This is a genomic window from Caulobacter sp. ALps2 (assembly GCF_058681635.1).
In genome coordinates this window covers 2746035-2759010 of sequence record NZ_CM178743.1, presented here as the reverse complement: position 1 = coordinate 2759010, position 12976 = coordinate 2746035, and the positions used below count along the sequence as shown (strand labels likewise).

12 protein-coding genes are annotated in these 12976 nt (G+C 69.4%); all 12 read right to left on the bottom strand.

All coding sequences use genetic code 11. The features are described 5' to 3' along the window. Positions 1–6: 6 nt before the first annotated feature. The gene (locus ACW173_RS13135; RefSeq protein WP_492080454.1) at positions 7–1143 is read right to left on the bottom strand and encodes a threonine aldolase family protein; all 1137 of its coding nucleotides are present in this window, start codon (positions 1141–1143) and stop codon (positions 7–9) included. Between the two features lie 23 nt (positions 1144–1166). Beyond that, positions 1167–2573, bottom strand: a complete 1407-nt coding sequence (gene uczS, locus ACW173_RS13130; RefSeq protein WP_492080453.1) for a two-component system sensor histidine kinase UczS — start codon at positions 2571–2573, stop codon at positions 1167–1169. A 7-nt stretch (positions 2574–2580) separates the two neighbouring features. After that, on the bottom strand, positions 2581–2895 hold the full coding sequence (locus ACW173_RS13125) for a type II toxin-antitoxin system RelE/ParE family toxin (RefSeq protein WP_492080452.1): 315 nt from the start codon (positions 2893–2895) through the stop codon (positions 2581–2583). Further along, positions 2895–3137, bottom strand: a complete 243-nt coding sequence (locus ACW173_RS13120) for a hypothetical protein (protein ID WP_492080451.1) — start codon at positions 3135–3137, stop codon at positions 2895–2897. The genes ACW173_RS13125 and ACW173_RS13120 overlap by 1 nt, the downstream gene beginning before the upstream one ends. A gap of 32 nt (positions 3138–3169) precedes the next feature. Next, entirely contained in the window at positions 3170–3841 is a 672-nt protein-coding gene (gene uczR, locus ACW173_RS13115) for a two-component system response regulator UczR (RefSeq protein WP_492080450.1), read from the bottom strand. 189 nt (positions 3842–4030) lie between these two features. Next, the gene (locus ACW173_RS13110; RefSeq protein ID WP_492080449.1) at positions 4031–5614 is read right to left on the bottom strand and encodes a Do family serine endopeptidase; all 1584 of its coding nucleotides are present in this window, start codon (positions 5612–5614) and stop codon (positions 4031–4033) included. A 176-nt stretch (positions 5615–5790) separates the two neighbouring features. Beyond that, the gene (locus ACW173_RS13105) at positions 5791–6243 is read right to left on the bottom strand and encodes a cytochrome c-type biogenesis protein (RefSeq protein WP_492080448.1); all 453 of its coding nucleotides are present in this window, start codon (positions 6241–6243) and stop codon (positions 5791–5793) included. Beyond that, positions 6240–8222: a heme lyase CcmF/NrfE family subunit gene (locus tag ACW173_RS13100; protein ID WP_492080447.1), complete on the bottom strand. Its 1983-nt coding sequence runs from the start codon at positions 8220–8222 to the stop codon at positions 6240–6242. Before ACW173_RS13100 ends, ACW173_RS13105 begins: the two co-directional genes overlap by 4 nt. Then, complete coding sequence (ccmE, locus tag ACW173_RS13095; protein ID WP_492080446.1) at positions 8219–8719, bottom strand: cytochrome c maturation protein CcmE; 501 nt, start codon at positions 8717–8719, stop codon at positions 8219–8221. The genes ACW173_RS13100 and ccmE overlap by 4 nt, the downstream gene beginning before the upstream one ends. Further along, the gene (ccmI, locus tag ACW173_RS13090; protein ID WP_492080445.1) at positions 8716–9819 is read right to left on the bottom strand and encodes a c-type cytochrome biogenesis protein CcmI; all 1104 of its coding nucleotides are present in this window, start codon (positions 9817–9819) and stop codon (positions 8716–8718) included. The genes ccmE and ccmI overlap by 4 nt, the downstream gene beginning before the upstream one ends. A 231-nt stretch (positions 9820–10050) precedes the next feature. Next, positions 10051–11421 carry a hypothetical protein gene (locus ACW173_RS13085; RefSeq protein ID WP_492080444.1) on the bottom strand — a complete coding sequence of 457 codons (1371 nt, stop codon included), beginning with the start codon at positions 11419–11421 and terminating at the stop codon, positions 10051–10053. Positions 11422–11582: 161 nt separating this feature from the next. Next, positions 11583–12974, bottom strand: a complete 1392-nt coding sequence (locus ACW173_RS13080) for an ATP-binding protein (RefSeq protein ID WP_492080443.1) — start codon at positions 12972–12974, stop codon at positions 11583–11585. Between the last annotated feature and the right edge of the window lie 2 nt (positions 12975–12976).

Genomic DNA, 12976 nt, shown 5'->3' with positions numbered 1-12976 from the left:
GCCCGACTAACCCAGGAACAGCTTCAGGTACTCGTCGACCGGACGGCGGCTGACCGTATCGTTGATCCAGAAGTCGATCGCCCCGTCCTTGTCGGGCCTGGCCAGGCGGACGCCGGCCTCGCGCATGCGGTCGAAGACGCCCTCGGCGATCTTGGGATTCAGCACCAGCTGGCGGATATTGGAGGCGTTTGGCGCGGGTCTGGCCTTGGCCGCCCCGGCCTTCTCCAGCGCGCCGAACAGCTGGTCGGCGGCGGCGAATGCGGCCTTGTGGCGGGCCTCGAAGTCGTCCAGCGCCGCGAGCGCCAGCACCGCGCAAGGCCAGGCCTGATAGATCGTCCCGCCGAACTGGTGGCGCAGGGCGCGGGCCCTGGCGATGTCGGCCTTGCCGCCCGCCAGCACCGCCCCGAACGGCGCGTCCAGGTACTTGTAGAGCGAGACATAGACCGTATCGAAAAGGCCCGCCGTGCCGGCGATGTCGTAGCCGGGCGGGGCCAGCAACAGTCGCGCGCCGTCCAGGTGCAGGCGGATGGCCTTGCCGCGGGCATAGGCGGCGATGCTCTGCAGCGCGGCGGGATCCAGCAGCTCGCCCTTGGCTCGCCGCACCGGGCTCTCCAGCGAGATCGCCCCGACCTTCAGCGGATAAGGCCCGTTCTCGGCCTCGTCGACGGCGGCCTTGATCTCGTCCAACGAGGGACCGGCGCGACCGGGCGCCAGGTCGATCAGGTTCAGGCCGCTCAGCAGCTGGGCGGCGTCGCTTTCGTCGCGATAGAGATGGCTCTCGTGCTGGACGATCACCCGCGTGGCCTCGCCGGCCAGGATGCGCACGGCGACGTGGTTGGCCAGGGTCCCGGTGGGCAGGAACGCGCAGTCCTCCTTGCCCAACATCGTCGCGAACCGCTGCTCCAGCTCGGTGACGGCCCCACCGGCGATGTAGCTGTCGCGCGGCTTGCCCTTCTGGACCAGCTCCGCCAGGCGGGCGGCGGTCTTCACCGGATCGGGCGGCGCGCTGTCGCCGACCAGCCAGACGCTGCGGGCGTCGATCGGCGGGAATGACGGCGGGGGCGCCTGGGTCTGGGCTTGAGCGAACGCGACACTGGGCGCGAGGGCCAGCAGGGACGAGGCGAGAAACTGGCGGCGGTCCATCAAACTCTCCTCGGGCCGACGCCCTACTCCACGCGCGGCAGCACTAGCGCGACCCGAAGCCCCGGGCCCATGCCGTTGTATTCCCCCGGTCCCTCGGCCAGTTCCAGCCGCCCGCCGTGCGAGACGGCGACGGCGCTGACCAGGGACAATCCGAGGCCCGCGCCCGGCTCGCTGCGGCTATTCTCCAGGCGCACGAAGCGCTGGACCACGCGGGGCCGGTCCGCTTCGGGCACGCCGGGGCCGGTGTCGGTGACCGAGAATTCCAGCTCGCCCGACGAGGTCCGACGCGCGCGCAGCATGATGGCCCCGCCCTCGGGCGTATATTTGATGGCGTTGTCGAGCAGGTTGGCCAGGGCCTGGGCGAGGAACTCGCGGTTGCCCTTGATGTTCAGGGCCGGCGTGATCTCGGCCTTGAAGTCCAGACCCTTGTCCTCGCACGAGAACTCATAGAGCTCGGCCATGTCGGTGGCCAGCTCAGAGGCGTCGAAATTGCGCTGGTCCGGGGCCGAGCCGGCGGCCTGCAGGCGGGCGATGGCCAGCACGGCGTTGAAGGTCTTCAGCACCCCGTCGGCGTCCTGCAGCGCCGTCTCCAGCGCCGCCACCGGATCGCCCTTGCCGTTCTCGGCGTCGATCAAAGCGACTTCCATGCGAGCGCGCAGGCGGGTCAGGGGCGAGCGCAGGTCGTGGGCGATGGCGTCGCCGGCGTGGCGCAGGCCGCCCATCAGGCGCTCGATCCGGTCGAGCATGTCGTTCAGGCCCTCGGCCAGCTCGTCATACTCGTCGCGCGTGCCGCGCACACGGGCCCGGGCGTGCAGGTCGCCAGCCCGGACGTCGTTGACCACATCCACCAGCCCCTGCATCGAGCGACTGACATTGCGGCTGATCAGGACGCCGCCGGCCATGCCCAGCAGGATGACCAGCGCCCCGGCGCCCCACAGGGCCCGGACGATCTTGCGGACATAGGCTTCGGAGGCGTCGACATCGGCGCCGACGAACAGGATCTCGCCGTGCTCCAGCCGCTGCTGCACCCCACGCGCGGCGGCCTTGACCTCGGCGCCGTCCAGGTCGGTCTCGGTGACCTTGAAGCTGGCCCATTCGGGACCGTCGCCGCTGAAGTTGCTGACCGGCGACTCCTCGATCGAGCCCGAGATGCGCTTGCCGCTGGAGTCGGCCAGAAAGTACAGGAACGGCCGTTCGCCCGTGGCCCGCTCGACGATGGTCTGGTTCAGGGCGTCGACGCCGCCCTGGCGGTAGGCCGCCTCCAGGCTCTCGAACTCACGGCTGATCTCGGCCTGGGAGCGACGGTTCACCTCGCCCGCCGTGGCCACGTAGATGTAGCCCAGGAAGGCGCTGGCGGCCGCCGCGAAAAGGGCCAGGAACAGCAGGGTCAGCCGGAACGGCGTGGTGCGGAGAAGGCGCGGCAGACGCATGGGCTTTTTAAGTCTTCTTGCCGAGCAGCGCCGAGATGTCGCGACGGCTGTCGAGGATACGGAGAACGATCACACCACTGCCATCGGGTAGTGGACGGTGGAAGATCGTCCATCGACGGAAACTGAAGCTGTGAAGCTGATCAGGCAGATCAACGCGTTCGGGCCCCAATAGCGGCCTTCGCGCTAGCCGTTCGATCGTCTCGTCCAGCGCCCTGAAGATGCTCTTCGCGCGTGCCGGACCACCATCAAGGACGATCCGGGCGTAGATGGCGCGCAGGTCACGTAGAGCGCCTGGAGCTTTGACGACGAGTGACCTCTCCATCAGCCTTTCTGGCTTTTTTCGAACTCAGCCGCGCAGTCGGCCAGGATTTCCTCGATATCCCAAGGCGTACCCTCACCTTCGGCGATCTCATCGAGCGCTTCCTGAACCAGCTGACCAATAGCTTCGCGGTTGCGCTCGTACCAAGCGTCCATCTCGGCTTTGGTCGGAATCGGACCCAGGCCGTCACCGACCGAAGCCAGATCGTCGACGTCGTCAGCCTCGGGTTTCGCCGGCTTGTTCATGGTCTGATCCTACCACGCCCTCGCCCGACCGCCTACGGATCGAGGCGATAGCCGGCGCCGCGCACGGTCTGCAGCATGGCCCGGTCGAAGCCCTTGTCGATCTTCGAGCGGAGACGCGAGATGTGCACGTCGATGACGTTGGTCTGCGGGTCGAAGTGGTATTCCCAGACCTTCTCCAGCAGCATGGTGCGGGTCACCGACTGGCCGGCGTGGCGCATCATGAACTCCAGCAGCTGGAATTCGCGCGGTTGCAGGTCGATCTCCTTGCCCTGGCGATGGACCGTCCGGTTGATCAGGTTCATCTCGAGCTCGCCGACCTTCAGGGTCGTGGCGACGGCGCCGGTCTCGCGACGGCGCGACAGGGCCTCGACACGGGCCATCAGCTCGGGGAAGGCGTACGGCTTGACCAGATAGTCGTCGGCGCCCGCCTTCAGACCCACGACGCGGTCGTTGACCTCGCCCAGGGCCGACAAGAACAGCACCGGCGTCTGGTCGCCCTCGCGGCGCAGGGTCTCGACGACGGTGACGCCGTCCATCTTGGGCATCATCCGGTCAACGACCAGGACGTCGAAGCCGCCCTTCTGGGCCTCGCCCAGACCGGCCTCGCCGTCGGGCGCGTGCTCGACGTCGTAACCAGCCTCCTTGAGGCCGTGCGCCATGGCGGCGGCGGCTTCCAGGTCGTCCTCGATAATCAGAATACGCATCAGTGAGCCTCTCATGCGCCCAGACAGAATGGCGGAACGATCGACGTTCTCCCGATTCTGGTCCATCGCGCGACAGTTGCAGGCTTGATAGCGGTTTCGGCGACCGGCGTAACTTAAACCTTGGACAGATACGAAAAAGCCCCGCTCCGGCGAACCGGAACGGGGCTCATTCAGTTAATCGACGTCAGCCTACGGCGCGATCTTCAGCGGAACGAAGACCGGACGGTTCTGGCGGATCACCTTGACCAGCACGCTGTTGCGGCCGGCCTTCTTGGCGGCGGCCACGGCGTTGTTCACGTCCGCGACCGTGACGACGGCGGCGTTGTTGATGTTGGCCAGGACGTCGCCCTTCGCCAGACCCTTCTCGCCCGCGTCGCTGTCGCCCTTCACTCCGGTGATCAGCAGGCCCTTGATCTCGCTGTCGATCTTGTAGGTCTGGCGCGAGGCCGGATCGATCGGACCCAGGGTCAGGCCCAGAGCGTCGACCTTCTGGCTGGCCGGCTTGTCCGGGGTCGGCGCCGTACCGCCATCCTGATCCTGATCGTCGTCGTTCAGCCCCAGGGAGCCTTCGGCCGGACGGGTGCCCGACACGACATTGACCATCCGCGGCTTGCCGTCGCGCAGGACCGACATGCGGATAGTGTCGCCCGGACGGGCCTTGGCCACTTCGCGCGTGAGTTCAGAGCGGTTGGCGACGGACACGCCGTTGACGGCGACCAGGATGTCGTCCGGCAGCAGGCCGGCCTTGGCGGCGGGACCGCCGGCGACCAGCTCGGCGACGATCGCGCCCTTGACGTCCTTCAAGCCCAGGGCCTCGCCGGCCTCGACGCTGAAGTCCTGGATGGTCACGCCGATATAACCGCGCACGACCTTGCCGCCGGCGATCAGCTGCTTGGCGGTGTCCTCGGCGATGTCGGCCGGAATGGCGAAGCCGATGCCGACCGAGCCGCCCGACGGCGAGTAGATGGCGCTGTTGACGCCGATCACCCGGCCGTAGATGTCGAAGCTGGGACCGCCCGAGTTGCCGCGGTTGATCGGCGCGTCGATCTGAATGTAGTTCACGAACGACGAGGTGTTGTCGCCCAGGTCGCGGTTGTAGGCCGAGATGATGCCGGCCGTGGCCGTGCCGCCCAGGCCGAACGGGTTGCCGATGGTGATGACCCAGTCGCCGACGCGCGGCTTGGCCTGGTTCTCGAAGTTCACATACGGGAAGTCGGCGCCCTTGGCCTTGGGATCGACGACCTTGATGACGGCGAGATCGGTGCCCTCGTCGCGGCCGATCAGGGTGGCCTTCAGCTCGCGGCCGTCCTTCATCACCACCTGGATGTCGTCGGCGTCGGCCACGACGTGGTTGTTGGTGACGATGTAGCCGTCGGCCGAAATAAAGAAGCCCGAACCGGCCGACTGCTGCTTCGGCGTGGTCGGCGTGTCGCCGTCCTCGCCGTCCTGGCCTTGGCCCGGTTTGCCCTTCTGGCCGCGCGGCACGATGTCGAAGCCTTCCAGGCCCGGGATACGCAGCGACGGCGGCGAAGCCTTGGAGGTCACGTTGATCTGGACGACCGCGGGCGAAACCTTCTCGAAGATGTCGGCGAACGACATCGGCGCGCCCGGCGGCGGCGCGAAGGCCGGCGCGCCAGCCATCGACGCGCGGATCGCCGGGGCTTCGGCGGCGTCCGCCCCACCCATGCGCATGCCCACGCCTGCCAGCGCCGCACAGGCCACGCCCGCGCCAGCGACGGCGCCCACAATGAATCCCGACTTCCTAGCGGTCATTCGTCTTTCCTCATCCGCGCGCATCACGCGGCTTCGTTCGCGTCACCCGCGCGCCCGGCGCGCGGTCCCAGTCGATCTGAGAACCTAGTCCCGACAATAAAAGGTGCAATGGTTCTCGAATTATCTTTCCGTCATCCGAAAGGCGCTTCTTGAGGCTCCTTTTCGGCGCAATCGTGTCAATCGTCTTCGAGCAGGCGCCGGACACGCTCTTCTTCGTCCCGCGAAAGCTCGGTGTGTTCAGTCTCTCGGCGACGCAGGAGCCCGAACATCAGACCGCCTCCGACCAGCAGCACGCCCAGCGGAGCCAGCCACAGCACGGCGTTGCCGGCCGAAAAGCGCGGCTTCAGCAGCACGAACTCACCGTAGCGCTGCACGAGAAACGCGCGGATCTCCTCGTCGCCGCGGCCGGCCTTGACCTGTTCGCGGACAATCCGCCGCAGGTCGCCGGCCAACTGCGCCTCGGAGTCGTCGATCGACTCGTTCTGGCAGACCAGGCAGCGCACTTCCTTGAACAGGTGGCGGGCGCGGGTCTCTTGCGCCGGATCGGCCAGGCGCTCGGACGGCTCGTAGGCGCCGGCGGTCATGGCCAAGGCGGCCACGGCGATCAGAATCGCGCGGAGCCGGCTCACGTCACGACCTCGCCAGCGCGGCGGCCCACGCCCAGGCGCACGCGACGGTCCGACAGCGACACCGCGCCGCCGATCGCCATGATCAGCGGGCCCAGGAAGATCAGCCGCACCCAGGGGTTCACATAGGCGCGGACCAGCCAGGCCGGCTTGCCGCCCTCGCCCGCCCGGCGCTCGCCTAGCACGATATAGATGTCGTCCAGCAGGCTGGGGCAGATGGCGACTTCCGAGGTGGTCTGGCCGCCGGTGGGGTAGAAGCGGCGCTCGGGCTCGGCGCGGCAGACTTCGACGCCAGCCTTGTTGACGACTTTCACGATGCCGCGCTCGGCCAGGTAGTTGGGCCCCTCGACCGTGCCGACGTCGCTGAGCGTCAGGGTGTAGGCGCCCAGGGCGTGGCTGTCGTTGAGGCTCAACGCCTGGGCGGCCTCGACGCGCCAGGCGGTCTCGAACGAAGCGCCTAGCACGAACAGGCCCATGCCCGCGTGGGCCAGGGTCGTGCCCCAGGCGCCGCGCGGCAGACCACGAGCACGGCGCAGGCTCTCGGCGACGGGGGCGGCGAACAGCTTCAGGCGATCGGCCAGCTCGCGCAGCGCGCCGCCCACCAGCCAGAAGCCCAGCACCAGGCCGCCGCTGGCCAGGGCCTTGCGTGGCTGGATGAGGCCGTAGGCGACGAGGCCGAGCACGGCGGCGACCGCCAGCACGATCCACAGCTTGCGGGCGACCCCCTTGGCGTCCCCGCGCTTCCAGGCCAGCAACGGGCCGGCCGGCAGCACGGCGAAGGCCAGCAGCATCAGCGGCACGAAGGTCAGGTTGAAGAATGGCGCGCCAACCGAGACGGCCTCGCCGTCCATGGCCTCGCGGATCAGGGGGTACAGGGTGCCCAGCAGCACCACCGCCGTCGCCGTCGACAGCAGGATGTTGTTGAGCACGATGGCGCTCTCGCGGCTCACGGGGCGGAACTGGCCGCCCGGGTTCAGGCTGGAGGCGCGCAGGCCAAACAGCAGGAAACCCGTTCCGGCGGCCAGGCCCATCATCATCAACAGCAGCACGCCGCGCGTCGGGTCGACGGCGAAGGCGTGGACGCTGGTCAGCACGCCCGAACGCACCAGGAAGGCGCCCAGCATCGAGAAGGTGAAGGCCGCCAGGGCCAGGAACGCCGTCCAGCCCGGCAGCGCCCCGCGCTTCTCGGTGACGATGGCCGAGTGCAGCAAGGCCGCCCCGATCAGCCAGGGCATGAAGCTGGCGTTCTCGACCGGGTCCCAGGCCCACCAGCCGCCCCAGCCCAGCTCGTAATAGGCCCAGAAGGCGCCCAGCGTGATGCCGATGGTCAGCAGGCTCCAGGCCGCCAGGGTCCAGGGCCGCACCCAGCGCGCCCAGGCCGCGTCGATCCGGCCCTCGATCAGCGCCGCCAAGGACAGGGAATAGACCACCGAGAAGCCGACATAGCCGGCGTAGAGGAACGGCGGGTGCACCGCCAGCGCCCAGTCCTGCAGCAGCGGATTGAGCGAGCGCCCCTCGACGGGCGCGTCCAGCAGGCGGGCCAGCGGGTTCGAAGCGAGGACGGTATAGGCCAGGAACAGGACGCCCAGCGCGCCCTGGATGGCGATGGCGTAGGCCCTCGGGCGCGGCGGCAGGCTGTCGCCGAAGAAGGCCATGGCCGCGCCGTAGCCGGTCAGCACCAGGCACCACAGCAGCATCGAGCCCTCGTGGCTGCCCCAGGCGCCGGCCACCTTGTAGAACAGCGGCTTGGCGGTGTGCGAGTTGGCCGCGACATTGGCGACCGAGAAGTCCGAGGTCACGAAGGCGTGGATCAGGGCCGCGAAGGCCACCGCCACGGCGACGAAGGCCGCCACGGCCGCGCCGCGTCCCGCGCCGGCCAGCACTGGCGAGCGCCGCGCGCCGCCGACGGCCGACAGGCCGGTCTGCGCCACCGACAGCATCAGCGACAGGATCAGGGCGAAGGCGCCCAGCTCGGTGATCATGTCTTCTTCTCGGAAGGGGGCTTCCCGTAGGTCGGCGGGGCAGAACCCTCACCGCGCCACTCGCCCTGCTTCTTCAGCGCCTTGGCCACCTCGCGCGGCATGTAACGCTCGTCATGCTTGGCCAGCACCTGCTTGGCGACGAAGGTCCCGTTGGCGTCGAAGGTCCCTTCGGCGACGATCCCCTGCCCTTCGCGGAACAGGTCGGGCAGGTCGCCGTGATAGCTGACCTTGGCCGTGGCCTGCTGGTCGGCGACCACGAACTCGACGTCCCCGCTGGGATGCTTGACCACGCTGCCGTGCTGCACCAGGCCGCCCAGTTGCACCTTGCGGCCCGGCGCGACATTGGCCGCCTTGGCCTGGGCGGGCGTATAGAACAGCGAGATGTTGTCGCGCAGACCGTACAGCGCCAGGCCGACGGCCAGGGCCAGCACCGGCGCGATGGCCAGCAGAATTGTCAGGCGGCGACGCGCCTTACGGGATTTGGGCCAGAAACTCATGGGGCGGTCTTCTGCGGAGGCGTGTCGGCGGCCTGGCGCAGGGCCGACAGCACCTTGGGCTGGTCCTTGAAGCGAGCGGAGGCCGAGGCCAGCGCCGCGTCGCGCTTTGCGGTCTCGCCCAGTACGGCATAGGCGCGGACCAGGCGCACCCAGCCGTCGGGATCGTCGGGGGACTGGGCGAGACGCGCGGCCAGGCCTTCCACCATGCCGGCGATCATGCCCTGGACCCGCGGATTGGCGTCCGCGGCGGGCTCGGCGCTGGGCAGGCCGCCCTTGGCCTCGACCTGGGCGATCTCCTGGGCCAGGGCCGCGCGGCCTGGGTCGGCGGCGGGCAGGCTGGCGGCCAAAGCGCGCCAGTCGGCAAGGCCGCCCCGCACGTCGCCGTCGGCGACCTTGCCACGCCCCAGATAGTAGCGAGCCCGAATGTCGTTCGGATCGACCTTCAGCGCCTCGCCGAAGGCCAGCTTGGCGTCGGCGCCGATCTGGCCTTTGGATTCCATGACGAAGGTCTCGCCCAGCAGGCTCCAGATGTCGGCCCGCTTGGGGGCGATGCGGACGGCCTTGCGCAGGGCGGCCTCGGCGCCGGACAGGTCGCCGGCGGCGGCGCGGGCCTTGGCCAGGAACACCAGCGGCTCGGCGTCCATGGGACGCTCGGCGGCGACGCCTTCCAGCACGGCGGCGATCTGCTCGGGGGCCAGGGTCGCGGGATCGGCGGCCTTCCAGGCGGCGACGCGCTCGGCCCGCGGCTGATCGGGCAGTTCGGGACGCCCCAGCGCGACATAGAGGCCGACGGCGGCGACGCAGGCCGCGCCGGCGGCGACCACGACGGCCTTGCGCGGGCCAACGCCGTCGCGCTCCCACACCTGGGTCTGGTCGGCGGCGGCCAGCAGGCCCCGCGCCGCCTCGGCGCGGGCGGTCTTCAGCTCGTCCGGGGCCAGCAGGCCGTCGATGGCCAGCCGCTCGACCTCGGCCAGGCGACGACGGTGCGGCTCCAGCCGCGCCTGGGCGTCGTCGATGGGCCTGGCCCGCGCGGCCCCGCGCAGCACCATCCCGGCCGTCACGGCCGACAGCCCCGTCGCGGCGATCCAGAAAGCGATCATGGCCGCGTGTTAGCCGGTAACCGCGCCGTCCGTTAGCGAAAAAAGCGCTTAAGTGGGGTCTGGGCGCGCGCCATGGTGACGCTGCTCGACGAGGGAAGGTTCATGACGCCGATCGTGGTGGTCGCGGAGCCGTGCGGCGCGTGGTCGCGCTGGACCGGCCCGAGGTCGTGAACGCGGCGCTCGTGGAGTGGTTGGCGGGGCGGCGCCAGGCGGCCACCCCAAACGAAAGACTTAGGCCGCGATCGCCGCCGCCGCCCGCCGCCGCACGATCTCGGCCGTCTTGTCGTCGCGGGTGTAGGCGATGAAGCCCGCCGCCACGTCCAGGTACTTCACGGCCAGGCCTGAGTCGCCGCCGTCGCCCGTGCGGGCCACGTGCAGGACGTCCTCGATATAGGGGTCCAGCCGGCTGTTGAGCTTTTCCAGGATCTTGTTGCGCGAGCTGCCGTAGCCGGCCTTGTCGGCGCACGAGCGCAGCTCGGCGATGAAGGCCAGCGCCGACTGGGCCCGGCGGATCATCGCCTCGTCCGGCTCATCGGTCAGCTTGGCCGCGCCCTTGCTGCCCTTCTTGGACATCATCGAGAGCGACCGCAGCGGCAGGGCCGCTTCCAGCTGCTTGTCGGCCTGGTCCATGCGCTGTTCGCAGACCTTGGCCATCTGCTGCTTGTGACGGGCCAGGCGCTTGCCCCACGGGCCGTCCTTGGCGATGTCGACCGACTGCTGGAACTCGACGATCTGCAGCTGAGCCTTGTGGGCGCCCTGGGCGGCCTGACGGCCGGCCTTCTCGCCGTCGGCGAAGTTGAAATTCTCGATCCGGGCGATCGAGGCGTCGATGTCGGCCAGGATGCGCTCCCCGAACGCCTTGACCTCCGACGAGGCCAGGTAGCGGTCGCTGGGACGGTCCATGACCGCCGAGATCACGCGCATGATCCGCCAGTCGTCCGGCAGGTGGGCCGACAGCATGTCCAGCAGCAGCGGGCCGGCGTCCTCGCTGATCCGGCAGGCGTCGCGATAGGCCAGCTTGGCGGCGAAGGCGCGCTCGTCCGACATGCGGCTGACCCATTCGGCCAGCTTGGGCAGGCACGAGCGGGCGATCGCCGACAGCTGCAGGCACAGGGCCAGGTGCTCGGGATCGCAAAGCGAGCGCACGCTGTCGAAGGCGGCGTTCTCGGGGTCGCGCAGGCCGGCGGCGGCCGTCTTGCACAGTTCGTCGAAGACCTCGGGCGTGCCCTGCTCCAGGTCCCACGGATTGCACTTGGCCGAGGCCTCGTCGACGCGCGAGGGGGCGATGACCTTCAGCGCCTTCCACAGGCGGCCCAGCACCATGCTGGGGAACGAGACGCAGCCCTCGCCGCGCGGCGCGCACAGCGGCACGATGGGGGCCAGGATGTTGTTGCGGACGAAGCGGCTGGCGGTCTCGTCCTCGACGAGGGCCCGCACGGCGGCCAGGGATCCGGTCGCGCCGGCGCTCGACAGCGCCAGCTCCAGGCTGCGCAGCGCCGCGTCCGGAGCGGTTTCCACCAGCGTCCGGATGATCTGCAATTTATGCGCGGCGATAGCGGCCATGGTCCCCCGTGTCGGCCTCACACGGCCGACAGACGTCAACCATGTTCGAAACGAGGTTAAGGATTTCCGAAATTGGTTAAAAATCCAAGGTCTTGGAACGAGATGTCGCGGACCGAAAAGCCTTGGCCTACCAGAAGTTTAGGCGACCGGTAGCAAAGTCGCCCGCGCGCGCCGCCGCGACGGTTCGTCGCAACCATGGGTTACGATTCGGCGCGCGGCAGGTCGAGCGTGACGCGCAATCCGCCCAGGGGTGATTCACCAAGCTGGACCGAGCCGCCATAGGCCCGGGCCAGCTCGTCGACGATCGAGAGGCCCAAGCCTGAGCCAGGGGCGTTCTCGTCGAGTCGCTGACCACGTTTCAGGGCCTGAGCTCGTTCCTCGGGCGGCAGGCCGGGACCATCATCGTCGACGGTCAGCAGCATGCGCCCCTCGCCGGACGGCGCGGCGTCGGCGCGGATCTTGCCCCGGCACCACTTGCCGGCGTTCTCCATGACATTGCCGGCCAGTTCCATGAAGTCCTGCTTCTCGCCCTGGAAGGCCAGATCCTCGGGGCAGCGCCAATCGATCTCGACGCCCCGGCCGTCCGACTTGTCCTGGAAGATCCGCTCAAGCGTCACGGCCAGCTCGTCCAGGATCGGCTCGACCGGCGTGCGTTCGCCCGAGGTTTGGGAGCGAGCGGCGGCGCGGGCCCGGCGCAGGTGGTGGTCGACCTGCTCGCGCATGGTCTGGGCCTGGCGCTCGACCACCTCGGCCAACTGGCCCGGCTGCTGGCTGGCCTCGGTCAGCATCACCGACAGCGGCGTCTTCAGGGCGTGGGCCAGGTTGCCGACGTGGGTCCGCTGGCGCTCGACGACCTCCTGATTGTGGGCCAGCAGGGCGTTCAGCTCGCGCGACAGCGGCTCCAGCTCTTCGGGATAGTCGTCGGCCAGCCGCTCGGCCTTGCCGCGCCGGACCGAGGCCACTTCGCGGCGCAGGCGAAACAGCGGCTGCAGGCCAAAACGCACCTGCACCACCACCGCCAGGATCAGGCCAAAGCCCAGGATCAACAGGGCGACGGCCGTGGTGCCGGCGAAACGATCGGCGTCCGCGTCGATCGGCGAGCGGTCCTCGGCGGCCAGGAACACCACCGGATCGGCGTAGCCCGGCAGCCGGGCCTGGATGGCGGCGGCGCGCAGCGGCTTGTCCTGCGGGCCGCGCAGGTCGAAATACTGGGTCTTGCCCGGCGCGGCTTCCAGCTGGTCGATCTGCACCGACGACAGCATCAGGTCGCTGTCGAACAGCGAGCGGGAGCGCACGACGGGCGTCATCGCCCCGTCTGGCGACTTGTCCAGGATGACCCAGTAGCGGCCGGAATAGACCCGCGTGGCCCGGATGTCGGTCAGGAACGGCGCGCGCAGCTGGCCGCTCTCGACGGTCGAGCCGGCGTAAAGATCGTCGGTCAGCACCGCCAGCGATTGGTCGAACCGGCGGATCGCCGCGTCACGGAACTGGGCGGTCAGGAAGATCCCCGCCACCAGCACGACCAGCAGCGTCCAGCCGCCGGCGATCAGCACCAGCCGTCGGACCAGTGATCGGCGGCGAAGGTCCAGCATCG